22 protein-coding genes are annotated in these 24,487 nt (G+C 58.7%); 2 read left to right on the forward strand and 20 right to left on the reverse strand.

The genetic code is table 11. The annotated features are described in order from the left end of the window. Positions 1 to 166: 166 nt before the first annotated feature. From ACY4LX_RS18230 to argH, 4 genes are all read right to left on the reverse strand, one after another. On the reverse strand, positions 167 to 991 hold the full coding sequence (locus ACY4LX_RS18230) for an ABC transporter substrate-binding protein (protein WP_463257337.1): 825 nt from the start codon (positions 989 to 991) through the stop codon (positions 167 to 169). Positions 992 to 1,044: 53 nt separating this feature from the next. Next, a complete protein-coding gene (locus ACY4LX_RS18235; RefSeq protein WP_463257338.1) occupies positions 1,045 to 1,809 on the reverse strand; it encodes an amino acid ABC transporter ATP-binding protein in 765 nt (254 codons plus the stop codon). Positions 1,810 to 1,819: 10 nt separating this feature from the next. Continuing rightward, positions 1,820 to 2,698, reverse strand: a complete 879-nt coding sequence (locus tag ACY4LX_RS18240) for an amino acid ABC transporter permease (protein WP_463257339.1) — start codon at positions 2,696 to 2,698, stop codon at positions 1,820 to 1,822. Between the two features lie 209 nt (positions 2,699 to 2,907). After that, the gene (gene argH, locus ACY4LX_RS18245; RefSeq protein ID WP_463257340.1) at positions 2,908 to 4,335 is read right to left on the reverse strand and encodes an argininosuccinate lyase; all 1,428 of its coding nucleotides are present in this window, start codon (positions 4,333 to 4,335) and stop codon (positions 2,908 to 2,910) included. A gap of 295 nt (positions 4,336 to 4,630) precedes the next feature. Between argH and ACY4LX_RS18250 the strand changes: the two genes are divergently transcribed. Beyond that, positions 4,631 to 5,596 (forward strand): LysR family transcriptional regulator, encoded by a 966-nt coding sequence (locus ACY4LX_RS18250; protein WP_463257341.1) that lies wholly within the window; start codon positions 4,631 to 4,633, stop codon positions 5,594 to 5,596. 431 nt (positions 5,597 to 6,027) lie between these two features. Here the strand turns inward: ACY4LX_RS18250 and ACY4LX_RS18255 are convergent, their stop codons facing one another. From ACY4LX_RS18255 to arnB, 13 genes are all read right to left on the reverse strand, one after another. Beyond that, positions 6,028 to 6,333 carry a hypothetical protein gene (locus tag ACY4LX_RS18255; protein ID WP_429530765.1) on the reverse strand — a complete coding sequence of 102 codons (306 nt, stop codon included), beginning with the start codon at positions 6,331 to 6,333 and terminating at the stop codon, positions 6,028 to 6,030. Next, positions 6,330 to 7,043, reverse strand: coding sequence for a DUF4225 domain-containing protein (locus tag ACY4LX_RS18260; RefSeq protein WP_463257342.1), 714 nt, complete (start codon positions 7,041 to 7,043; stop codon positions 6,330 to 6,332). Before ACY4LX_RS18260 ends, ACY4LX_RS18255 begins: the two co-directional genes overlap by 4 nt. Continuing rightward, the gene (locus ACY4LX_RS18265; protein ID WP_149662003.1) at positions 7,031 to 7,525 is read right to left on the reverse strand and encodes an Hcp family type VI secretion system effector; all 495 of its coding nucleotides are present in this window, start codon (positions 7,523 to 7,525) and stop codon (positions 7,031 to 7,033) included. Before ACY4LX_RS18265 ends, ACY4LX_RS18260 begins: the two co-directional genes overlap by 13 nt. A 107-nt stretch (positions 7,526 to 7,632) precedes the next feature. Next, a complete protein-coding gene (locus ACY4LX_RS18270; protein ID WP_463257343.1) occupies positions 7,633 to 8,151 on the reverse strand; it encodes a GNAT family N-acetyltransferase in 519 nt (172 codons plus the stop codon). 93 nt (positions 8,152 to 8,244) lie between these two features. Next, a complete protein-coding gene (locus ACY4LX_RS18275; RefSeq protein WP_463257344.1) occupies positions 8,245 to 9,861 on the reverse strand; it encodes an ArnT family glycosyltransferase in 1,617 nt (538 codons plus the stop codon). Beyond that, positions 9,834 to 11,213 carry a UDP-glucose dehydrogenase family protein gene (locus tag ACY4LX_RS18280; protein ID WP_463257345.1) on the reverse strand — a complete coding sequence of 460 codons (1,380 nt, stop codon included), beginning with the start codon at positions 11,211 to 11,213 and terminating at the stop codon, positions 9,834 to 9,836. The genes ACY4LX_RS18275 and ACY4LX_RS18280 overlap by 28 nt, the downstream gene beginning before the upstream one ends. After that, positions 11,210 to 11,623, reverse strand: a complete 414-nt coding sequence (gene arnF, locus ACY4LX_RS18285; protein ID WP_463257346.1) for a 4-amino-4-deoxy-L-arabinose-phosphoundecaprenol flippase subunit ArnF — start codon at positions 11,621 to 11,623, stop codon at positions 11,210 to 11,212. The genes ACY4LX_RS18280 and arnF overlap by 4 nt, the downstream gene beginning before the upstream one ends. After that, on the reverse strand, positions 11,620 to 11,964 hold the full coding sequence (arnE, locus tag ACY4LX_RS18290; RefSeq protein WP_149661999.1) for a 4-amino-4-deoxy-L-arabinose-phosphoundecaprenol flippase subunit ArnE: 345 nt from the start codon (positions 11,962 to 11,964) through the stop codon (positions 11,620 to 11,622). The genes arnF and arnE overlap by 4 nt, the downstream gene beginning before the upstream one ends. After that, positions 11,961 to 13,610, reverse strand: a complete 1,650-nt coding sequence (gene arnT / locus ACY4LX_RS18295; protein WP_463257347.1) for a lipid IV(A) 4-amino-4-deoxy-L-arabinosyltransferase — start codon at positions 13,608 to 13,610, stop codon at positions 11,961 to 11,963. Before arnT (ACY4LX_RS18295) ends, arnE begins: the two co-directional genes overlap by 4 nt. Continuing rightward, entirely contained in the window at positions 13,607 to 14,491 is an 885-nt protein-coding gene (gene arnD / locus ACY4LX_RS18300; protein ID WP_149661997.1) for a 4-deoxy-4-formamido-L-arabinose-phosphoundecaprenol deformylase, read from the reverse strand. Before arnD ends, arnT (ACY4LX_RS18295) begins: the two co-directional genes overlap by 4 nt. Further along, a complete protein-coding gene (arnA, locus tag ACY4LX_RS18305) occupies positions 14,491 to 16,482 on the reverse strand; it encodes a bifunctional UDP-4-amino-4-deoxy-L-arabinose formyltransferase/UDP-glucuronic acid oxidase ArnA (protein WP_463257348.1) in 1,992 nt (663 codons plus the stop codon). Before arnA ends, arnD begins: the two co-directional genes overlap by 1 nt. Further along, on the reverse strand, positions 16,479 to 17,498 hold the full coding sequence (gene arnC / locus ACY4LX_RS18310) for an undecaprenyl-phosphate 4-deoxy-4-formamido-L-arabinose transferase (RefSeq protein WP_149661995.1): 1,020 nt from the start codon (positions 17,496 to 17,498) through the stop codon (positions 16,479 to 16,481). Before arnC ends, arnA begins: the two co-directional genes overlap by 4 nt. Continuing rightward, the gene (arnB, locus tag ACY4LX_RS18315) at positions 17,495 to 18,643 is read right to left on the reverse strand and encodes a UDP-4-amino-4-deoxy-L-arabinose aminotransferase (RefSeq protein ID WP_149661994.1); all 1,149 of its coding nucleotides are present in this window, start codon (positions 18,641 to 18,643) and stop codon (positions 17,495 to 17,497) included. The genes arnC and arnB overlap by 4 nt, the downstream gene beginning before the upstream one ends. A 374-nt stretch (positions 18,644 to 19,017) precedes the next feature. Here arnB and ACY4LX_RS18320 point away from each other — a divergent pair, with 374 nt between their 5' ends. Next, complete coding sequence (locus tag ACY4LX_RS18320) at positions 19,018 to 19,956, forward strand: site-specific integrase (RefSeq protein ID WP_372242378.1); 939 nt, start codon at positions 19,018 to 19,020, stop codon at positions 19,954 to 19,956. A 33-nt stretch (positions 19,957 to 19,989) separates the two neighbouring features. Here ACY4LX_RS18320 and ACY4LX_RS18325 read toward each other — a convergent pair whose 3' ends face one another. From ACY4LX_RS18325 to pmrG, 3 genes are all read right to left on the reverse strand, one after another. Beyond that, positions 19,990 to 21,492 carry an ArnT family glycosyltransferase gene (locus tag ACY4LX_RS18325; RefSeq protein WP_463257349.1) on the reverse strand — a complete coding sequence of 501 codons (1,503 nt, stop codon included), beginning with the start codon at positions 21,490 to 21,492 and terminating at the stop codon, positions 19,990 to 19,992. Between the two features lie 145 nt (positions 21,493 to 21,637). Further along, positions 21,638 to 23,359 (reverse strand): lipid IV(A) 4-amino-4-deoxy-L-arabinosyltransferase, encoded by a 1,722-nt coding sequence (arnT, locus tag ACY4LX_RS18330; RefSeq protein ID WP_463257350.1) that lies wholly within the window; start codon positions 23,357 to 23,359, stop codon positions 21,638 to 21,640. A gap of 149 nt (positions 23,360 to 23,508) precedes the next feature. Further along, complete coding sequence (gene pmrG, locus ACY4LX_RS18335) at positions 23,509 to 24,186, reverse strand: lipopolysaccharide core heptose(II)-phosphate phosphatase PmrG (protein ID WP_463257351.1); 678 nt, start codon at positions 24,184 to 24,186, stop codon at positions 23,509 to 23,511. Between the last annotated feature and the right edge of the window lie 301 nt (positions 24,187 to 24,487).

Consider the following 24,487-nt stretch of genomic DNA (forward strand, 5'->3'; position numbering starts at 1 on the left):
TGACTGACACACTGCCTTCGCGGGCAAGCCTCGCTCCTACATTGGATTTGGGTTGTTTGTGAACCTGTAGGAGCGAAGCTTGCTCGCGAAGAGGCTGGCACATTCAACATCGTCGGTGACTGACACACTGCCTTCGCGGGCAAGCCTCGCTCCTACAGGGCAAGCATTACTTGCCGGCGTTGACTGTCACTGTCTTGATCGCACCCAACTCCAGGTCCCACTTCTTGAGGATGGTCTGGTAGCTGCCGTCATCGATCATGCTCTGCAACGCCACTTTCACCGCCTCGCTCAACTCAGGCTTTTTCTTGCTCACGCCCAGGCCGGTGAATTGCACGGAGATCGGCAGGCCCACGGTCTTGTACATGTCCTTTTCCTGAGTCTTCAGGTACGACAAGGTTTCGCTGCCCTGCATCGCCGCGTCGATCCGGCTCTGGCGCAGTTGCGCACGGGCGTCCGCCGAGCCTTCGGTGCCGATCACCACAATGGCCGGTTTGCCCGCCGCTTCACAGTTGGCCTTGCTGTATTCAGCAATTTCCGCCGGGAAGGTCGTGCGGCGGCTGGTGCCGACTTTCTTGCCGCACAGGTCGGTGATTTCGTTGAAGTCCTTGTTCTTCTGCAAGGTGTAGAACTGCGGACCGCTGGTGAAATAGTCGACGAAGGTCACGCTGGCCTGGCGCTCGGCGGTGTCGGTCATGCCCGACAGCACCATGTCCACGCGGTCAGTGGTCAGCGCGTTGATCATTTGCTCGAAGCCGGTTTCCTGCCATTTGATCTTCACGCCCAGCCGCTCGGCCAGGGCGTTACCCAGGTCATAGTCCAGGCCCGTGAGGGTGTTGGTGGCCGGGTCCTTGAAATCCATCGGCGGATAATTGGGCATGATCGCCACAACGATCTCGCCCTTGGCCTTGATGCTGGCCGGCAATTCGGTGGCGAAGCTGACGCTGGAAGCCATCAGGCCGGCGAGTACTGCTGGAATTACGAAGTTCTTCATGGTCGTTCTCTTATGAGTGTTTTGACGCAGCTCTTGGTTTGCGAGGCTGGCGCTTAGGTTCGAACGGCAGAAATGAAGCTTTGGGTGCGCGGGTTTTGTGGGCTTATTAGTATTTCTTCGGGGCTTCCAGCCTCCATGATCTGTCCGCCGTCCATAAACACCATGCGGTTGGAAACCTCGCGAGCGAAGCCCAGTTCATGGGTGACGACGATCATGGTCATGCCGGTTTGCGCCAGATCGCGCATCACCGACAGCACCTCACCGACCAGTTCCGGGTCGAGTGCCGAAGTGGGTTCATCGAACAGCATCAGCTTGGGCCGCATGGCCAACGCGCGGGCAATCGCCACCCGTTGCTGCTGGCCGCCCGAGAGTTCAATCGGGTAGCTGTTGCGTTTGTCGGCCAGGCCGACCCGGGCCAGCAGCTCCACGGCTTCTTCGTGCGCCTCTTTGGGCGAACGCTTGAGCACCTGGCACGGGCCTTCGATGATGTTTTGCAGCACAGTCATGTGCGGGAACAGGTTGAAACGCTGGAACACCATGCCGGTGGACAGGCGCTGCCGAGCGATTTGCGACTCGTTGAGTTCGTGCAGTTTGTTGCCGACCACGCGGTAACCCACCAGTTCGCCGTCGACCCAGAGGCCGCCCTTGTCGATCTTTTCCAATTGGTTGACGCAGCGCAGCAAGGTGCTTTTGCCCGAGCCGGACGGGCCGATGATGCACAGCACTTCGCCTTGCTCGACTTCGATGTTGATGTCCTTGAGCGCGTGGTACTGGTCGTAATACTTGTTCAGGCTCACGGCCTTGACGATGTTTCTCATGGGAGGCTCCTCAAGAACGCTTGCCGGCGCCGCGAGCGAAACGACGCTCCAGACGGCTTTGACCAAAGGACAGCACAGTGACGGCAACCAGGTACCAGATACCGGCGACGATCAGCAGCTCCATCACGCGGGCGTTGGCGTAGTAGATGTTCTGGGCGTTGTAGAGCAGTTCCGAGTATTGGATGACGCTCGCCAGGGAGGTCATTTTCACCATGCCGATGAATTCGTTGCCGACTGGCGGAATGATGATGCGCATGGCTTGCGGCAGGATGATCCGGCGCAGGGCTTGCAGGCGCGGCATGCCAATCGACTTGGCGGCTTCGTACTGCCCGGTGTCCACCGAGAGCAAACCGGCACGCACCACTTCGGCGGTGTAGGCACCCTGGTTGATGCTCAAGCCGAGCAGGGCGGCCACGAACGGCGTCATCAGGCTCACGGTGTCCATTTCGAACAGGCCGGGGATGCCGATAGTGGGAAAAATCAGCGCCAGGTTGAACCACAACAACAGTTGAAGGATCAGTGGCGTACCGCGGAACAGCCAGGTGTAGGTGATCGCTACGTAGCGCAGGATCGGGTTGGCCGACATGCGCATGATTGCCGTGATCACCCCGAAGACTAAGCCCAGCGCCATCGCCAGCACCGCCATGACGATGGTGTTGAACAAGCCCCAGAGGATCGCCTGGGAAGTGACGAACTGGCCGATGTAGGACCATTCGATCTTGCCTTCGGCGAAGGCGCGCACCAGGCCGAGAATGGCGATGACGATCACGGTGGCAAAGAAAATCCGCCCGTAATAACGCCGTGGCACGTGGTGGTACTGGGTGATATCGAACTGGTTTTCCGCCAGTTTGCGCTCCGACTGGAGACGTTCTGCCTGAGTCTGGCTCATGATGTTTCTCCGTACGCCGCCCAGTGACTGCGGCGCGTGCTGCTGTGGTTCAAAACGGCGTCGACGGCCCACCGCTGATCTTCGTGTTAAACGCGACCCCCTGTAGGAGCGAGGCTTGCCCGCGAAAGCGCTGGGTCAGATGTCATAAATGTTGCCTGACACACCGCCTTCGCGGGCAAGCCTCGCTCCTACAAGGTTTTCGCTCTGATTCAGAGACGGAAGCCTTGATAGTTTTCAATCCACTCATGCTGGGCGGCGAGGGCGGTTTTCAGTCGACCGATTTGCTCGCGCACCCGTTCTGGCGCGGTGCCGCCCCAACCGCTGCGGGCAGCGATGGCGGCTTCCAGGGTCAGGCTGTCGCGCACTTCCGGGGTCAGGCGTGGATCGATCTCGGCCAACAACGCCGGGGAGGCTTCCCACAATTCGATGTCATGTTTCTCACAGGCCTGGACCAGCGCACCGGTGATTTCATGGGCTTCCTTGAATGGCACGCCGCGCATCGCCAGCCAATCCGCGACTTCAGTGGCCAGGGTGAAGCCCAATGGCGCCTGGCGACGCAGCTCTTCGACATTGACCTTCATCGTCGCAACCATCCCGGCCATGGCCGGCAGCACCAGCAACAGGGTGTCGACACTGTCGAGCACACCGTTTTTGTCTTCACTCAAGTCGCGGTTATAGGACAGCGGCAGGGATTTGAGGGTGGAGAGCAATCCGGTCAGGTTACCGATCAAGCGACCTGCCTTACCCCGGGCCAGTTCGGCGATGTCCGGGTTTTTCTTCTGCGGCATGATCGAGCTGCCAGTGGCGTAGGCATCGTCCAGCGCGACCCAGCGAAATTGCCGCGACGACCACAGGCAAAACTCTTCAGCGAGGCGGGAAATGTTGATCCCGAGCATGCTGGCGATAAACAGGAATTCGGCCACGTGGTCGCGGCTGGCGACCGCGTCGATGGAGTTTTCGCACACGCCGCTGTAGCCCATTTCCTTGGCCGACTGCTGGGGCAGGCGCGCGATGGCGGAACCGGCCATCGCTGCGGCGCCCAGTGGTGACAGCGAGGTGCGCGCGTCCCAATCCACCAGGCGTTGTACGTCACGCAGCATCGATTGGGCGTGGGCCAGCAAGTGATGGGCGAAAACGATCGGCTGCGCTTGCTGCAAGTGAGTGAAGCCGGGGCAGATGCTTTCGATGTGCTGCTCGGCCTGATCCACCAGCGCTTGTTGCAGGGCCAGCACTTCAACGGCCAGGGTGCGCACGTGGTCACGCAGGAACAGGCGCAGGTCGTTGGCAGTCTGGTCGTTACGCGAGCGACCGGCGCGCAGCTTGCCGCCCAGAGCGCCGAGGCGTTCGGTCAGCAGGCGTTCGATAAAGGTGTGGACGTCTTCATCGTCCAGCGTCGGGGCGATGCTGCCGGCTTTGAAGTCAGCGCCGATCTGATCCAGGGCACCGAGCATGATGCGGGTTTCTTCTTCGGTCAAAAGACCGGCGCGGTGCAGTTCACCGGCATGGGCCTTGGACCCGGCGAGGTCGTACGGCGTGAGGCGGAAATAGCGCTCAGGGCAACGGGACAGGGCCGCCAGGGCTTCGGATGGGCCGCTTTTGAAGCGTGCACCCCAGAGACGGTCGGTGGTTTGAGACATTGTTGTTTTCCTCGTCGGTAAAGCGAACTGAATACGATCTGCCAAGCCCTGGCACTCGCCGAAAATCATTCGGACGCAGTGGGGCTCAAGCAGTTTTCAAATGGGCAGTTGCGAAAGGGCGAGAGCTGATCGAAGTGTCAGCTTTTAACAGTGCAAAATCAGTGAGTTGGCACTCAGGTACGGAATTTATTAGCGGTTGCCAAGCCTTGTTTTCTGTGTTCATTATTATTGGCCAGCTATGTTTTTGTTGTTGGGCACAGATTGTTTGCTAGGGCGCCAGAGGTAAATAAGCATTATGGAAACCCCACTTTCCAATTCCGGAAACCCCGCGCCGAAACCGACTCAGCGAGCGCCATTGGCACTCAGTGGCCTGGACTTCAAACTGCTCAAAGTGTTCAAGGCAGTGGTCGAAGCTGGGGGTTTCAGTGCTGCGCAGAACGAGCTGAATGTGGGCCTGGCGGCCATCAGCAAACAGATCTCGGACCTTGAGATTCGCATCGGCATGCGCCTTTGCACCCGAGGGCGCGAGGGGTTTCACCTGACCGAAGAAGGGCGTCTGGTGTATCAGGCGTCGATTGATTTGTTTGCTTCGGTTGACAACTTTCGTGATCGGCTTAGTTCTGCGCAGAATGAACTTATTGGTGATCTGGGTGTGGGGGTTATTGATAACACGATAACCGATCCCGGTTCGCCGTTAGTTGCAGCGCTAAGACTGATTAATGAAGAGTCGCCAAAGGTCCGGTTTCAACTTCAAGCGTCACAGTTGGATGAAATAGAGCGCGGTGTGGTCGAGGGTCGATTAGTGGCGGGCATCGTCCCGGTTTATCAAAAGCGCGAAGAGTTCGATTACTACGCGCTGTACGAGGAACGCTCGCAGGTTTACTGCGCGGTCGGGCATCCACTGTTCGAAGTGCCGGAGGCGGAAATCGGCAGCAACGTGCTCAAGGACTACGAGTGCATCAACCATCGCTACGCGATTCATCGGGACAAACTGAATTTTGCCCGCTACGACAGCTTTTCCGCCTCGGCAACCCAGGTTGAAGCCGTGGCTTTACTCATCAAGACCGGCCGTTTTGTGGGCTTCCTGCCGCAACACTACGCCGCCACCCTGGTGGCCCAAGGGCAATTTCGCGCGGTGCGCCCGGACCTGATTCACATCGTCACGCCATTCAATCTGATTCTGCGCCACAACACCGTGCGTAGCCCACTGGTCAAGGCTTTTGCCCTGGCGTTGGGTGTGGATTTGAAAGCGCCGGTTTGAAAGTCAGTCAAATCGACATGGCTATTGTTTTTTCCATACAGCGCTTCCTGGAGTTTTTCAGGGAAGGCAATCAAAAAACAAACCGACAGCCCGACAAAACACAGGCAACCTATTATTCTGAGCGCTATATAGTCGACCTCTAGAAAGTAAGTAATCACAGACAGGATTAGCATTGTGTGAAAGCCGGCGCACGCGAGGATCAATAGGTATGTTCGAACAAACAGCATGGGGTTTTTATTTGGCTTCAAGCTTTTCAAGCTCCTTATACGCAAGCTTGAAACAACAAAACAACACAATAAAAAAACAAACAGATCCAACCACTCTGAACGTTTTAACATCCATTTCAAGAAAGTAATTAAGCGCTAATAGAATCCACACCGAGTGAAAAGCTGAGCAAGAAATAAGAAACAACGACCTGATTGCCACTATGATCATTTTTTCGAGAACCAACATTTAACCTCCTGGTTCACAGGGCGCGCAAACAGATGAAGAATAATACAGGCAAACGCCACCCAGCCAATAAACGGGTCATCCAAAATAATGTCCGGGCGATAGCCCAGGAAGGGGAATTTGTTGTTTTCGATAATATTCATATAAGGAATGATGAACACAGCGTTAAACACCAACCCCAAGCAGAGTTTTGTATAATTCAGATTGTTACCAGACAGATGTGTCTTTAGAAAATACGCCGTAACTACACCTGAAATTGCAAGCAGTGGAAAAATCCAGGCGATCACTTTTCGATCTCCTGTTGTATTTGCTTCATTGTCTGATAGTTTGTGTGCGCTTCCAGAGCCCGTGAACCAAGCCCCATATTCTCATAAGCTCGCACATAATCTGTCCTGACATATCTAAATAGTCGCCATGCATCTGGCTTCAATGTCAGTCGAAAAAGCCCGTATATTGACGTGGTAATGTCAGCGGCACCATAGGCGATATTGCCTTCTCGATCAGATTTTCCGAGCCATTTCGCTACCCCTTGATATGCCTTTCGGGTCGGACCTTCTGTATCATTGCGGCCCTCCATTAAGTTACGCCCATTTTCATAAATATTATTCCCACCATGAGCCATCATTGGCACACCGCCCACAAGACAAAGCAAACCTGCCGATCCATAGCATATTCCCGCCCCCGTTAGTATTTGCATTCCCCCTGCAACCACACCAGCACCTTTCTTGGCAATTTCCCACGATTGACTCAGCAAACTACTCTGTTCGCTCTTTATCTCCTTCAACCCCTGATCAGCACTCTTCCTTCCCTGCGCCACATCATTAACAATCCCTCTCGCGTAATAAGAAACCTCGCGATTGAATTGCAATCGCAACGTCCCATCCTTGATATGTCGCGCAGACAGCGTACACGCCTGGCTCGTCAAATTACCCGCCGCCTTACTGACCGCCCAATAATCACAACTGCCAGGTTCGCAGCGATCCTTTAGCTGTCCCATTCGTTATTCCCCCAAGAGCCGTGCCCACTTGTTCCCGCGAGGTGGTGGCGCCATGTGATTTCGCGATAACGAATGGCGACGTGCTCTTGTGGCTCGGCGTCGTTCTGTAAAACAACGTGAGGCATGTCGAGTGTCAGGTCGGCAATGATGCCGCCTTCAATTTCAATGGTGAAAAACTTCTCTTGAAGGCCATAGGCGGACACTCGATAAAAGCTGATTGCACAGCTGATTTCTTCTCTGCTTGAGAGCGCTTGAGCAAGTAACGGAGAGGATTTATCGACATTCTTCGTAATGATGAGTGGGCTGTGTGTTGGCTTATTGATATTTCCAATATTGGCCATGTTATGGCTGTATGAAAGCACCATGATCTCGTCGGTGTGTCCCGACTGACATTTATTGCCAATAGAATCTTGTGTCGAACAACCCGCTGATATCAATCCCTGAGATTTTCCCTGGATGATCATGTAACCGTGATTCGCCATCGCTGCCACTCCTGTTTGCTGGCGAAGCACTTTATGGCAAACGTCTTAGGGCTAATGTAGGGAGATTCCCTATAGCTTGTAGGAAGGGTGCATTTTTCCTGATCTGCCTAGAGCAGGGGCAGACACATCGCACAACGCCGCTCACCGGGCAAACCGTGAGCGACTTCTTGACGCAGAATTGCCAATAAACGTGGGCTGGTTTCAGCCAGGCTCAATGTTGCAAAGCCCAACCGTCGATAAAACGGTTCATTCCACGGCACGTCGCGAAACGTGGTCAGGGTCAGGCTGACGAGTTCTCGTTGGCGAGAATGTTCAATCGCCGCTAACAGTAACTTTCGACCAATGCCTCGGCCCTGGAAGTGTTGGCTGACCGACAGTTCCTGAATATGCAGTTGATCGTCGACTTGTTCGGCGCTGAGAAACCCCGCAAGTGCGCCATCGGCGGATTGCGCGACCCACACGTCGGCGGTTTCTATGGCGCGCAGATGTTGTTGTGCGTCGGCCACGGGCGAGTCAGCGAGCCAGACGAGGGAAGGGTCGTTGCGAAACAACGCCGCTGCGGAACGCTCGATGGCGGGGAGGGCGGCAGCGTCAGCGAGTTGGGCGCGGCGAAGGGTAATGGTCATGATGATCGTGTAGGAGCGGCCGAAGGCTGCGATCTTTTGATCTTAACGGCAACGTCAGAAGATCGCAGCCTTCGGCAGCTCCAGGGTTATGCGTCAAGGTTTGAGATGGAGCAGGACGTAATCGTTTTTGTCGAAACGCCCGGTCAACGCGGGCTCCAGCGAACCCAGCGAAGTGCCTTGCATGGCTTTGTAGTCACCCTGATCCATGATCACCCACATTGGCGGCTTGATGGTTTCCAGTTCCTGGACCGATTCGGTGAACACCGGTTGCAGGTCCTGCTCGATATTGACCATGAACTTGATCGCCTTCGCGTCCTTGCCCATGCCGAACAGTACCAGCGGCGCGGGCTCCTGCTGGACTTGCGCAAAAGCTGCACGGCTGAAGCTGCGGGTGTCGTAGAGCTGTCGCTCCACCGGTTCGAACACCAGGATGTAGACCGACCACAATCCCAGCACCGCACAAAACGCCAGGATCGGCGCTCGTCGGGCCGGCTTGAAAAACGCGGCCAAAGCGATCGCTTGCAACACGCCCAGCACGATCAAGATCGGTACCGGGGAGGTCAATACCCCGGGGAAGCGCCGCTGGCCGACCATCAATGCCACGATCAGTAGCCCCGGAATCACTAGCCACACGCCCTGCATCAGCCCCCGCAATACGGCGAACAACCGCCCTTGCATCACCTGAAACGGATACGCCGCGATAATCGCCGCCATCGGCAACATCGGCAGCAGGTAACGGGCTTTTTTCGCCTGGGGAATCGACAGCCCGACCATCACGATCAACCCGGCCGCTGCGCAGTACTGCACCAGACGCAACGCCGGTCCGGCCTCGCGCGGATTGCTCAGGACGATCGCCGCGAGCGCCAATAACCCCAATGGATACGCCAGCGCATAGTTGCCCATGGAACTGGTGAAGTAATACAACGAACCGCTGACGCCTTCACTGCCGTCCATGCGCCCCATGAACTGCATGCGAATCACGTCCTGCATAAACGCCGGGCCACCGCTGAGTTTGGCCAGCAACAACAGCAATCCGACGCAGCCCGCCAGCAGCATGGCGGCAAGCAGGCCGAAGGCGAGCAATCGTTGCCACTGCCGATTGAGCAGGAAATAGCTGCACAACATGCCGGTTGGGACGACGAGGCCGATCGGTCCGCGAATCCCGAAACCCAGCAACAACAGGGCAAAGATCAGCGCCCAGCGCCGGGGGGCCTCGAAATGGTCGGCGGCATAACCCAGGTAGAACACCGAAAACGCCACCGCCGCCAGCATCACGTCCAGGGACACGGCGCGGGTTTCAGTGACGAAGGTGTTGGTCAGCAGGAGCAGGGCGATACTCAGTAATGCCCAGCGCGTGGAGTAGGGCGCCAGCAAGCGGTACATCAGCGTGACGATGACCGCCGCGGCAATTGCACTCGGCAGCCAGGCACTGAAGGCATTCACCTGGCCGAATGGCAGCGACAGCAACCAGACGAACAGCGTGCTCAGGGCCGAATAGTCTGCATAGGGCTGGCCATAAGTCGTCGGGAACACCGTAGGCCCGTGGCGCAGCATTTCCTGGGCAAACAGCACGAACCGCGAATCGAAGCCGATCGCAGTCTGCTGATAAACCCCGGCCATGAACAGCAGCAGCGCCAACAGCCCCGCGCCGAGGGACTGTCGACGAATGGTGGCATTCACGGTCAGGCAACCGACGAAATGGCAGACCATTGCTGGTATGGAATCGGCAGATTGCGCGAATCCCCACGGCCCATCGGGAAGTACAGGAAACCGGCGCGGGACAGCCGCTCGGCGTCATACAGGTTGCGTCCGTCGAAGATTACCGGCGCGGCCAGGCGCTGACGGATCAGATCGAAATCAGGGGCCTTGAACTGCTGCCACTCGGTGCAGATGATCAGCGCATCGGCGCCGGCCAGTACCGATTCCGGCGTGCCCATTAGCATCAGCTTCGATTCGTCCGGGTACAAATGCTGGGTTTCCTGCATCGCCTCCGGGTCGAACGCCCGCACACTGGCCCCGGCCGCCCACAAGGACTCCAGCAGCACCCGGCTTGGCGCATCGCGCATGTCATCGGTATTGGGTTTGAACGCCAAGCCCCACACGGCAAAGGTCTTGCCGGCCAGATTGCCCTTGTAGAACGCATTCACCCGTTCGAACAGCTTGTGTTTCTGCCGTTGGTTGATCGCTTCCACTGCTTGCAGCAAATCGCTGGAGCAGTGCGCCTGCTCGGCGCTGTGGATCAGCGCGCGCATGTCCTTGGGAAAGCACGAGCCGCCATAACCGCAGCCCGGATAGATGAAATGGTAGCCAATGCGCGAGTCCGCGCCGATGCCCAGGCGCACGGATTCGATGTCGGCCCCCAGGTGTTCGGCCAGTTCGGCGATCTGGTTGATGAAGCTGATTTTGGTCGCCAGCATGCAGTTGGCGGCGTACTTGGTCAGCTCGGCGCTGCGCAGGTCCATGAACATGATGCGATCGTGGTTGCGGTTGAACGGTGAATAGAGCTCGCGCATGACGTCGCGCACTTCGTCACGTTCGCAACCGATGATGATGCGGTCCGGGCGTCGGCAGTCGGCGACCGCCGAACCTTCCTTGAGAAACTCAGGGTTGGAGACGATATCGAATTGCAACTGGCGGCTGGCCTCTTCCAATCGGCCCTCGATGTGTGCGCGCAGGGTGTCGCCAGTGCCGACCGGCACAGTGGATTTTTCCACCAAAATCACCGGTTGCTCACGATGACGGGCCACGGCATCGCCCACTGACAGCACGTATTTCAGATCGGCCGAGCCGTCCTCGCTGGAAGGCGTGCCCACCGCAATGAACAACACTTCACCATGCTGCACCGCCAGTTTCTCGTCGGTGGTGAACTGCAGACGCTTGGCTTCCAGGCTTTCCCTGACCAGACTGGCCAGCCCCGGCTCGAAAATGCTGACATGGCCCTGTTGGAGCAATTCGACCTTTTTGGCATCGATGTCCATACAGATCACATCGTGGCCGACTTCAGCCAGAACGGCGGCCTGTACCAGGCCAACGTAACCACTACCAAATACACTGATTTTCATGGGTCATTCCTGAGAACGGAGACGCGAGCAGGTCGAGAGTTGATGGTGATGACACCCAAAACGACGAGGGCCACCCCAAGGCTTTTTGCAAGACTGAAATGTTCGTTGAACACCGGCAGGCTGGCGGCCAGCAGGTACACCAGCGCATAGCTGATGCTCAGCAGTGAATAGGCCCGGCCCAGCGGCACGTCACGCAGGGCCAGCAACCAGCTGAGCATCGACAATCCATAGGCGAAAATTGCCGCCAGCACCACGCCGATAGCGGCCGGATCGACGCTGCCATTGCCCAGGGCGGTCAGCCATTGATCCGGTTGCGGCAATCGGCTCATGCTCCAGCGCATACCCAACTGCGCGGCGCTGGCGAGCATCACGCTGCCCAGGGCGTAGGTGATTCCACGGCGCAGGCTCATGTGTGCTGCCCCAGCAAAACCACACCGCCGATCACCAGCGCGACACCGAGCCAATGGCGCCGGTCGATGGATTCATGAAAGACGAAGCGGGCGACCAACGTGATCAAAACGAAATTGAGGCTGAGCATCGGATAAGCGACGCCGACTTCCAGGCGTTGCAACACCAGCAGCCAGACCAGCAGCCCCAAACCGAGGGAGAACAACGCCAGCCACAGCCACGGCGAGCGCAGTTTGTCGCCCCAACCGGAATCCTTGCCGCGCCAGCTCTCCACGGCGTATTTCTGGGCCACCTGGCCCAGGCACGTCAGCAGGCATGCAGTCAGCAACAGAAACAGGCTCATGCCGCGTCCTTGGGGATAATCAGAATCACCAGGTTGCCTTGCTCATAACGCTTGCCCTCTTTTGGCAGCAGTTCCACTTCTGAAAGTTCGTCGTCACCCTTGACCCGCATGACCACGCCCACAGAACCGTGCTTGCGAGCATCGCGCATCCACTGTTGCACTTTGTCGACAGTGATCCGCCGATTACGCGCTTCGGGGTAATTAAGGCCGTATTTCAGCTCACCGACGGTGTTGTACAGCGCCACTTGCGGGCGTTGCAGGCGCCAGGCCAGGGCTGATGCGGCGCCCAGGTCGTTGCTCATCAATTGGGTGGTCTGGCTCAGTTCCTGGGCGTGTTCGAGGATGAATTGGTCAGGGGTTTTGTTCGACACCACCGCATTGGGCAGCGCGGCCGGGATCAGGCCGATGAACAGCAAGCTGCCAAACGCCGGCGCCGCCCAGCATTGCAGCGGCCGGAAGGCTTGCAGCAGGTTGGCCATGATCCAGCCCATCAGCGCGATAAACACCAGCACCAGGTTGTGCAGTTCCAACTCGTACAGCGGCTTTTTCAGTTGCAGGTAAACCAGGGCCAACAGGACCGTCAGGCCCAGCAGCAGGTTCAGCAAACCGTTGAGCCCCAGCGCCCGGCCTTGCTCAAGCCGCAAGCGGTCGGCCAGCGCATGGCCCAGCAGCAACGCCAGGGGCAGCAGGCACGGCAGAATGTAAGTCGGCAGTTTGCCGTTGCTCAGGCTGAAGAACACCAGAGGCATAACCAGCCACAGCAACAGGTAGCCAATGTGCGCCTGGCCCCGGGTCTGCCAGGCCTGTTTCAGCGCCGGCGCCAGCAACACCGCCCACGGCAGGCTGAACGCTACCAGCAGCGGCAGGTAAAACCACCACGGCGCGTCGTGCTGCGCATCGTCGCCGGCAAAGCGCCGAATGTGTTCGTGCCAGAAGAAGAACCGCCAGTAGTCAGGCTCCTGGGCGTGCACGGCCAAGGCCCACGGTAGGCTGACGGCGATGGCGATGATGATCGCGAGCGGACCGTAGATCAGCAGTTCACGCCAGCGTTTTTGCCAGAGCATCCACGGCAGGGCGATCAGCACCGGCAGCAACCAGGCCAGAAAACCCTTGGTCATGAAACCCATGCCGCAGGCCAGTCCCAACACGGTCCAGCCCAACAGCCGTTGGCCAGTGCTTTTGCTGTCTAGCGCAAACCACAGTGCCACCAGACTCAGATTGACCCAAAAGGTGAATTGCGGATCGAGGTTGGCGTACCCGGCCTGGCCGGCCACCACGGTGAAACTCATGTACAGCAAGGCGCAGGCAAAGCTTTTGCGCGGGTCGTTCCACAAACGGCGAGCGATCAGGAAGCACAGCAACACACTCAGCCCGGTGCTCAGGGCCGAAGCGAAGCGCACGCCGAACAGGTTGTCGCCAAACAGCGCCTGGCCGAGGGCGATCATCCAATAACCGGCTACCGGTTTCTCGAAATAGCGCAAACCCATAAAGTGCGGTGACACCCAGTTACCGTCCAGCAGCATGTCTTGGCTGATCTGGGCATAGCGGGTTTCGTCGGGAATCCACAGGCCATGGGTGCCCAGCGGCAACAGGTAAGCGAGCAGCATAATTGCCAGCAACACTGGCAAGGCCCAGCGTTTAGTCATGCGCCTTGCACTCCCAGCCAGCCTTCACGGCCTTCGAGGGCGCCACGCACCACGCGCCCGACCGGCAGGCTGGCGAATGACTCGGGCAACAGTTCGCCCAAGGGTTTGAAACGGATGTCACGCTGGCGCGCATCGGCCAGCAGTTGACGAAAATCGTTAGCCATCAGAATCCCTTCTACCTCGGCATGGATTGTGTAGACGTTGAGCTTTTCTGGGGTGAAGCGGTCAAGGATGAACCCGTTGAAATCCTTGGCGGCCATGCTCGGCCCGACCACCTCGTCAAAGGTAGGCAAGTCCACCGGGATTTGCGGCGCACCCAACAGGCCATTGGCCAAGGTCGGCTGGAACACGCTCTGGCCCCGGCAATCGCTGTTGTAGCGAAAGCCGAACGCCTGCTTGGCTTCGATCACGCGCTCGTCCGCGCGCCAACCAGCGGAAGCCGAGCAGTCGACTTTTGCCCCGAGGATGTCGCTGAGGCTGTCGACGCCCCGGCGAATCTGCTCGATCAGTTGTGCATCGCTCCAGCGCCCGGCATTCGCTTGCCAGCCATGGTGATCCCAGGCGTGCAGGCCGACTTCATGCCCGGCGTCCCGGGCCTGACGCATCAGGTGCCCGAGATCACGACCAATCGGTTTGCCCGGCCACGCCGTGCCGGCCAGCAAAATGTCCCAGCCATACAGGCCGGCGGCGTTGGAACGCAGCATTTTCCAGAGGAATTGCGGGCGGATCAGGCGCCACAAGTGGCGCCCCATGTTGTCCGGCCCGACGCTGAAGAAAAACGTCGCCTTGACCTGGGCCTCATCGAGGATTTCCAGTAACCGGGGCACCCCTTCGCGGGTGCCTCGGTAGGTGTCGACATCGATTCGAAGGCCTGCCTGCATCAGCGCTTGTCCGCGATTTCGAGCATGGCTTCACGCAGGAAGAAATCCAGCGTATTGCCGATGGTTTCGCTCATCTCGACGGTCGGCGTCCAGTCCAACAGGCGCTTGGCGTTGTCGATGCTCGGTTTACGGTGCGACACGTCCTGATAACCGGTGCCGTAGAACGCCTTGCTTTCCACGTCGCGGAAACCGGCAAACGGCGGGAAGTTACTGCGCAGCGGGTGCGCTTCGAACTGGCGCAGCAACTCTTCGCCCAACTGGCGGATGCTGGCTTCGTTGTCCGGGTTGCCGATGTTGATGATCTGGCCGTTACACACGTCATTGTCGTTGTCGATGATCCGCGCCAGTGCCTCGACGCCGTCAGCGATGTCAGTAAAGCAGCGTTTTTGCTCGCCGCCATCGAACAGCCGAATCGGCGTGCCTTCCACCAGGTTCAGGATCAGTTGAGTGATTGCCCGGGAGCTGCCGATCCGTGCCGAATCCAGACGATCCAGACGAGGGCCCATCCAGTTGAAAGGACGGAACAGCGTGAAATTCAGGCCTTTCTGGCCGTAGGCCCAGATCACGCGGTCGAGCAGTTGCTTGGAGACCGAGTAGATCCAGCGTTGTTTGTTGATCGGGCCCAGCACCAGGTTCGAGGTGTCTTCGTTGAAGCGCTCGTCCTGGCACATGCCATAGACTTCCGAGGTCGACGGGAAGATCACGCGCTTGTTGTACTTGACGCAGTAGCGCACCAGTTTCAGGTTTTCTTCGAAGTCGAGTTCGAACACACGCAGCGGGTTGCGGGTGTATTCGATCGGCGTGGCGATGGCCACCAGCGGCAGGACCACCTCGCACTTCTTGATGTGGTACTCGATCCACTCGGAGTGGATGCTGATGTCGCCTTCCACAAAGTGGAAATTCGGATGGCTGCGCAGGCGGTCGATGGCGTCGGAACCGATGTCCAGGCCATAGACTTCATAACGGTCGTCACGCAGCAGGCGCTCGGACAAGTGATTGCCGATGAAGCCGTTGACGCCGAGGATCAGCACTCGGGTGCGACGGGGTTTGCGCCCGGACTCAGCGCCCCGCAGCACCGAACCGTCGACCAGGCCCAGCTCATTGGCCAGTTGCGGGCCGCTCAGGTACAGGCCGTTGTCGTTGCGCTGGCCGGCGGTGATCACCAGCGAGTCTTCGCCGCAGGCAATACGCAGCGGGTCAACACTGATGACTCGGCCCGGTGCCTGACCTTCATTGCCCTTGGCGACCTGTGCGCCCCAGACAATCAGCTTGTGTTCGCCGACGTCACAGAACGCGCCCGGATACGGTTGGGTCACGGCGCGAACCAGGTTGAACAGTTCTTCGGCCGGTTTTTTCCAGATCAGCTTGCCGTCCGCCGGGGTGCGACGACCAAACACGGTGGCTTTGGATTCGTCCTGCGCGGTTTCGGTGATTTTGCCTTGCAGCAGCGCCGGCAGGGTGTCGCGCAGCAGCGTACTGGCGGCGTCACGCAGTTTTGCGTGCAGGGTCAGCGCGGTATCGCTGCGCTCGATCCCGACCTTTTGCTGGGCGAGGATGGCGCCGGCATCGGCGCGTTTGACCATGCGGTGCAGGGTCACGCCAGTTTCGGTTTCGCCGTTGACCAACACCCAGTTGGCCGGCGCGCGACCGCGATAAAGGGGCAGCAACGAACCGTGCAGGTTGAACGCGCCTTGACTGGCGGTGGCCAGCAGTGGCTCGCTCAGCAGATGGCGGTAGTAGAACGAAAAGATGTAGTCCGGGTTGAGCTTGGCAATGCGCTCGATCCACAGTGGATGGTTGGCATCCTCCGGGGCGTGCACGGGGATGCCTTGATTGGCACACAGTTGCGCCACGGAGCCATAGAAGGCGTTTTCCTTCGGGTCATCGGCGTGGGTGAATACCGCCGCAATCTCAAAACCTGCGCCAAGCAGGGCGTCGATGCCGGCACAGCCGATATCGTGATAGGCGAAGACAACAACTTTTTTGCTCATGAGAGAACCTGATCTGAAGGAGTTGAAGTGAGACCGTCGACAGTGACAACGGGAGCAGGGGAGGCGGGTTGGCTACGCAAGACTTTTTCGATGAAGAACCGTGGGCGGGCCCGGACGTCGCTGTACATGCGGCCCAGGTATTCACCCAACAGGCCCATGCCAATGAATTGCCCGCCGGTGAAGACGAACAGCACGGCGAACAGGACGAACGTACCGTCGCCAGCCCAGCCAGCGCCAAAGGCCAGGCGCAGGACAATCAGCGCGATGGCAAACAGCACGCCAAGACCGGCCATGCAGAAGCCGACGATGCTGAGCAGGCGCAGCGGGGTGGTGGTCATGCAAGTGATCAGGTCGAACATCAGGTTGACCAGGCGCATCGGGCTGTACTTCGATTCGCCGTGTTCACGCTCGGCGTGGGTCACGAGGATTTCCGTGGTGTGGCGGGCGAAGCTGTTGGCCAAAATCGGGATGAAGGTGCTGCGTTCGCGGCAGGCGAGCATCGCGTCGACGATGGTCCGGCGGTAAGCCCGGAGCATGCAGCCGTAGTCGCTCATGGCCACGCCGGTGGAGCGTTGCACCGCCAGGTTGATCAGCTTCGACGGCCAGCGCCGCAGGGCCGAGTCCTGACGGTTGTTGCGCACGGTGGCAACCACGTCGTAGCCGAGTTCGGCCTGGGCCACCAATCGGGGGATCTCTTCCGGCGGGTTTTGCAGGTCGGCGTCGAGGGTGATCACCACGTCGCCCTTGCACTGTTCGAACCCGGCCATGATCGCCGCGTGCTGCCCGTAGTTGCGGTTGAGGATGACCGCCACCACCGGGCTGCACTCGTGGCTCGCGGCCTCTTCCAGGATCTGCGCCGAGTTGTCGCGGCTGCCGTCGTCCACCAAGACGATTTCGTAGTCGTGGTGCAATTGCTGGCACGCGGCTTCGGTGCGCCTGAGCAACTCGGGAAGGCTGTCTTGCTCGTTATAGACCGGGATGACGATCGATACGCAACGGATCGGATAAGGTTTCACAGGCGGGCGTCCATAATGTTTTCGATGGCACCGACGACACGTTCAACGTCGTCAGTGGTCATGTCGGGGAACAACGGGATCGAACACAGCCGCGCCGAGTTCCATTCGGTATTGGGCAGGTAGATGTCCGGGAAGCGCTGGCGGTAGTAGGTGTGCAAGTGGGTGGCGATGAAATGGATGCCGGTGCCGATGTTCTGCTCCTGCAAGGCCTTCATGAAGGCTTCGCGGTCGAGGCCGCAGCGTTCGGCGTCGATGCGCAGGATGAACAGGTGCCAGGCGTGCTGCTGCGGGTACGCCGGGATGGCCAGCGGTTGTACCGGCAGGCCTTCGAGGCGTTGCAGATAGGTCTGGGCCAGTTGCGTGCGCTTGGCGTTGATCTCGTCCAGTCGTTCCAGTTGCACCAGGGCGATGGCGGCATTGATGTCGGCCAGGTTGTATTTGAACCCGGGCTCGATCACCTGGGCCTGGGGTTTGCGGCCACCGGTCAGGCGGTCGTAGGCGTCAACACCCAGGCCGTGGAATTTGAGCATGCGCACCCGAGCGGCCAGGTTTTCATCGTCGCTGACAAACATCGCGCCTTCGGCACAGGTCATGTTCTTGATGGCGTGGAACGAGAAGATCGCCGTGCCCTGTGAGCCAACGTGGCGACCTTTGTAAAAGGTGCCGGCCGCGTGGGCCGCGTCTTCGATGACGGGAATGCCGTGTTTGTCCGCCAGGGCGTAAAGCGGATCGAGGTCGAACGCCGCGCCAGCGTAATGCACCGGGATGATTGCCTTGGTCCGTGGCGTGATCGCCGCTTCGATGCTCTGCAAATCAGTCATCAGGGTGTCGCGATCGACATCGACAAACACCGGCGTCGCACCCAACAGACAGATCATGTTGGCGGTGGACACCCAGGTCTGGGACGGCGTAATCACTTCATCCCCGGGACCAATACCCAAGGCCAGCAACGTGATGTGCATGCCCCCGGTGGCCGACGACAATGCCACGGCATGCTTGCAGCCGACGTAGTTGGCGAAGTGTTCTTCCAGTGCCTGGTTTTTTGGCCCGGTGGTAATCCAGCCCGAGCGCAATACTTGCTCTACGGCGGCAATTTCTTCATCGCCGATACTGGGGCGTGAGAAGGGGAGAAAAGCCTGACTCATGGAGACCTCGGGGGTATAAGCAGCAACGAAATTTCAGGTGCAGTGATTCGGATCCAATTTAAGCGTAGTCGCTAAAATGAAAGCTGCATCAATTAGTTACTAGAGAAATGTGACAAATTGCCTAGGTTGACTTTTGACTGCCGGCTCGTCAGGTTGTGCTGGCTGACTATCGATGGCCCGACTCATTAAGGTTAAGCGCGAAAATGTGAAAGGGACATGAAAAACCGGTCGGCGAATCGTTTATCTGAAGTCCAGACAGCTAGAGTTCAGACTTCTACCGTTTATCGCGTTAATCCACCGTTGAGTACTCCTTACAGCAAGTAACCAAACTCTTTAGTTGTTGTGTTGAACAGTTTTCATTCAAGGCTTTTTGTGTGACTGACTTATCCGTTAATGAACCAAGGGTGGCCAAAGCCAACCCATTGACCGTGTATCTGGCGCGCCTGGCGTCGTCCAGCCAACTGACCATGCGTTATGTGCTGCAAGACGCGGCCGATCGTCTGGGCTTCGAAGACATGAACATCGAGGAGATTCCCTGGCACGAACTCCAGCCCGAGGATGTCATCGCCTTGGTCGCCGCCTTACGCACTGATGGTTATGCGCCGAATACCTCTTCGCTGTATGTGAACGCCGTACGCGGGGTGATGAACGAAGCCTGGCGCATGAGCCTGATCAGCCAGGAACACTTGCTGAAGATGCGCTCGGTCAAAGGCATTGCCGGCACGCGGCTGTCCCAGGGGCGCAATCTCAAGCGCACGCTGATTCAGGAATTGATGGCAGTCTGCGCGGCGGATCCGCGGCCACAAGGCCTGCGGGACGCGGCGATCATTGCGGTGCTGTACGGCTCGGGCATGCGCAAGTCGGAATCGGTGAACCTCGACCTGAACCAGGTCGACTTCAGCGAACGCAGCCTGCGGGTCACGGCCAAGGGCAACAAGCAGTTGATCAAGTACGCACCGGCCTGGGCCTTCGCCAAACTGGAGGCGTGGCTGGAATTGCGTCGCTCGCAACTGGGCGAAGGTCTGGAGGACGACCCGTTCCTGTTCAACCGCATCCGCCGCGGCAGCCACATCACCCGCGAGCGCATCACCAAACATGCGATCTATTACATCGCCCGCCAGCGCGGCGCCCAGGTCGGGGTGAAGATCATGCCCCACGACTTCCGTCGTTCGTTCATCACCCGGGTGATTGAGGAACACGACCTGTCGATTGCGCAGAAACTGGCGCATCACAGCAATATCCAGACCACCGCCAACTACGATGTGCGTGATGACAATGAGCGGCGGCGGGCGGTGGATCGCTTCGATTTGTGAGTCGGCAAGCTATCTCTGCCGGGTTGGTGTGGGTCAGGGCTGCGGGATAAACGCCACGCTCTGGTCCTCCCGACCATGGAACATCCGCTCACCGTTAGTGGGCGTGGTGGTGATGACCTGATGGTCGACACTCAGATAGCCCAACGGCAAGGCATCACCATTGCGGTATTGCGCCACGATGATGGTGCGCTGCGGGTCCCAGTGTTGGCCGCTGGTGGCATCAAGCCAGGTCATCAAAGCGGCGCTGTCGCCCGTGCGTGGGTAGTTCTGGTTTTCCTGCACGTAATAGAAGGGCGCACCGCCGGTTTGCAGGTACATCGGCACTTTGTTGTCGACTTCGATCATGACCAGGCGCCAGTCCTTGAGGGGCGCACGCTTGCTCGCCTCAAACTTGACCGTCTCACCGAATTGAACCACGCCGCCACCATTGTTGGTCCACGGATAGAGCACGCCCAGCACCGCGAGCAATAACACGGTGGCCGCACCGAAACCGATCTTCCAGCCACGACTCACCGGGTTGCGTTGGGTGATCCACCAAGCCCCAAGCAATTGCGCAAATGGCACCAGGGGCAACACGTAGTAACTGCGCCGACTGCCGCTGGCGGTGAAGAACAACATTAACAAACCCAGGCCCCAGATCAGCCAGCGGGTATTGGGTTCGATGCTGTGCCAGTGGCGCAGGGCGACCCACAACGCGATCAACCAGCACGGCGCCCAGGGCAGGGTGTAGACCGGCAGGTAAATCAGGTAGGTGTAAATCGGCCCAATGTTGTCGAACGGCTGGAAAAACCGCACGACGTTTTCCCGCAGCACCAGGCCCAGGCCACTTTCGCCATAGGTTGGCGCGCCGTAGACGTGGGACAGTACAAACGGCGTCATGTAGAACGCGCCAGCGATCATCAAGGCCAGGCACAGCCGCAGATTGAGATGGCGTTTCCAGCGCCCGTCTTGCAGCACATGGGGCAACAGCAGCAAGCCCGGCAGAATGAAGCCGATCAGGCCTTTGAACAGCGAGGTCAGTGACAGCAGCAGGAAAAATCCCAGGTAGCGCGACAGGCGAGTGTCTTGCGGCCCGCGCCAGTACCACCACACCGCCGCCAGTACACCGCACACGGTCAGGATGTCAGCCGTGGCCACCCGCGCCCAAAACACGAAGTAGAACGTGGTCGCCAGCATCCACCCGGCAATCAGCCCGGTGCCTTTGCGAAACAATTGCTCGCCCAGCAGGTACACCAGCCACACGCTCAACCACGCCGAAATCACCGAGGACAGGCGCAGCGACCAGTGTCCCAGGCCGCCGGTCAACCACGCCGTGGCGGTGATCAGCCAATAGGACGGCAGTGGCTTGTCGTAATACGGCCCGCCCTTGAGGTACGGATCAAAATAGTCACCGCTCTGGAGCATCTGCAAGGCGATGTTGGCCCAGCGGGTTTCCGCGCCCCAGAGCTCGCGCGAGCCTAAACCCAACAACAACATCAAGGCAGTCGCGCCCAGCAGGAGCCACAGCGCGGCCCTGTCACTTGCGTGGAACTTCATGGAGGGTTTCCTAAAACTTGAATGAGCACCGCAGTCCCTTGTCGGAGCGGGCTTGTTTGCGAAGACGTCGTGTCAGTCGCCACCTGCTTTGACTGATGCACCGCATTCGCGAGCAAGCCCGCTCCCACAGGTTTGGTGTTTGTCGTTACGGACTTTGCGGGAAAATCAGGATTTCAAGATTGCCACGCTCATAGCGCTTGCCATCCACCGGCAACAACTCGACTTCCTGGACCTCTTGCACACTGTTGACCCGCATCACCACCCCCACCGAGCCTTTCTTGCGTGCTTCAGTCATCCATTGACCAACGTTGTCCTTGGTGACTTTGCGCGAATCCATGGCCGGATCGTCCAGACCATATTTCAGCTCGCCAATGGTGTTGAACAGGTCAACCTGAGGTCGCTTCAGGCGCCAGGACAAGGCCGACGCCGCGCCTAGGTCGTTACTGAGCAGGGAGGAGGTCTGGCTCAGCGCTTCCAGGTGTTCGGCAATGAACTGGTCAGGCATCTTGCTGTTGACGATCGTCGCCGGCATCGCCGCTGGCAGCAGCGCCACCAGTAGCCAGCTGCCCAAAGCCGGCGCAGCCCAGAACTGCAAGGGTCGTGAGACTTGCAACGCATTGGCGATGATCCAGCCGGCCAACACGATATAGGCCAGGGACAGGCTGAGCATCTCGGTGTTTTCGAAGATTTCCTTGGTTGCCTGGATGTATATCAAGGCGATCAGGCCAACGCAGCCCAACACCACATTGATGGCACCGTTGAAACGAATGGCCCGGTCTTGCGCCTGATCGATAAGGCCCGTCAGGGCATGCCCCATCAGCAACGCCAGCGGCAGCAGGCACGGCATGATGTAGGTCGGCAACTTGCCGCTGCTCAGGCTGAAAAAGGTCAGGGGCAACAGCAGCCACAACAGCAGGAAACCCATGGCCGGTTCACGCTTGTTTTTCCAGGCCTGGATAAAGGTCGACGGCAACAACGCCGCCCAAGGCAGGCTCGAAGCCACCAGCAACGGCAGGTAGAACCACCACGGCCGGGCGTGTTGCGCGTCGTCAGCGGCAAACCGGCGAATGTGCTCATTCCAGAAGAAAAACCGCCAGAAGTCCGGTTCCTGATGGTGAATGGCAAGCACCCACGGCAGGCAGGTCACGGCAGCCACAACCAGCGCTATCGGCCCGTAGCGCAGCAACTCGCCCAAGCGACGTTGCCAGAGCATGTAGGGCAGGGCGATCAGCACCGGCAACAGCCAGGCGAGGAAACCCTTGGTCATAAAGCCCATGCCGCAGGCAACCCCCAACAAGGTCCAGGCACCGAGGCGTTGTTTACCTGAAGGGTTATCGAGGGCGAACCACAACGCCACCAGACTCAAGTTCACCCAGAACGTGAATTGCGGATCGAGGTTCGCATAACCGGCTTGCCCGGCAATCAGCCCGAAACTCATGTAGAGCAACGCGCACGCGCCACTTTTGCGCGGGTCGTTCCACAGTCGGCGGGCAATCAGGTAGGTCAGCCACACGCTCAGCCCGGTGCTCAACGCTGAGGCGATCCGCACACCGAACAGGTTATCGCCGAACACCGCCTGGGCGATGGCGATCATCCAGTAGCCGGCGATGGGTTTTTCGAAATAACGGATACCCATGAAATGCGGGGCGATCCAGTCACCGCTCAGGCGCATTTCCTGGCTGATCTGGCCATAGCGGGTTTCGTCGGGAATCCACAAGCCGTGGCTCATCAACGGCAGCAGATAGAACAGCACGAAGGCCAGGAGCAAACCGGGAACGATCCAGCGTTCGACGGCGGTGGGTGCAGGGGCGGGGCGTCTGTGCAGCTTCGCCGCCGGGTGTTGCAACAGATTGTGATGGGACGTCATGAGAAATCCTTAACGCGAGGACGCTGTGGATCCAGCGCACTATCAGCCATCCTCGCTGAACAGCGCCTGAAGGAATTCAAGCCAGAGAGATGTTTATTGATGAGTAGCGAACTAACAGTCTCAACTTTAAATAACTAACGACCGCAGCCTTACTTCAACGATTTATCGTTCAACAGCGAACGCCAATCAGCGTCATTCAGTACGCCCAGTACTTGAAGTTGCCCATCGCTGCCAATACTGGCAAACAATGAACTGCTGTATTCGGCGGTGGTCGCGTGTTTGAAACCGGTCTGGACCTCGAAATCGCTGATGCAACCGCTGTGGGTGACCAGCACTGTATTGCGATGGGCCACCTTGTGCGCGATCACATCGTCGCGCAGGGTGTCGCCACAACTGGCCAGCCAGGCCTGGGTCACCGCTTCCTTGCCGAACATATAGTGCGCGGTTTGTTGGGTGCGCGTGACCGGGCTGGTAAAAACGTCGGCCTGAGCCATGCCCAGGCGCATAAAGCCTTGGCCCACTGAGGCTGCAGACTGACTGCCGAGTTCGGTAATGCCGTCCGCCGGACCCAGGCAAGGGTTGCTGGAGCGGTCGCAGCGCTCGGCATGACGCACCAATACCACCACGTCGCCGGCGCGCCAGTGCCGGAGCAGTTCGGCGCGAGCCTGGGCATTCGCATTGCCCAGGTTGACCGGGGATCGATGCCACACGACGAAACCGGCGACCAGCGCTGCCACTGTCAACAAGACTGACACGCTGATAATCCTGACGAGTTTCGACGGTCGCCAGCGGCGCGACGGCATGGCGGATGACACTGATTCGATCACGGTGCTGCCCCTTATACGACAGTATTGAAACCTGCTTAGTCAAACTTTCAGGAATGCTCGGCACACTAAGGGGCGGCGCGTATGAGCACGGTGAAACGAATGTGAAAAATTTGCGGAGAAAGGCTCTGTTATTCACGAAACTGTTTCCTTTTAGTTTCAGTGGTCGGAGCGTAGTCGATTAAGTCGAATGGCGTGGGTGTGTTTGAAAACCAATGTCAAATACGACGAGAGAAACAGTTAAAGTTATTCCGGCATTACGAATATGAAATAACAACTCAACGGCAGGTATTTCGCCGTTGAG

It is taken from the genome of Pseudomonas sp. Emmai, assembly GCF_055179735.1.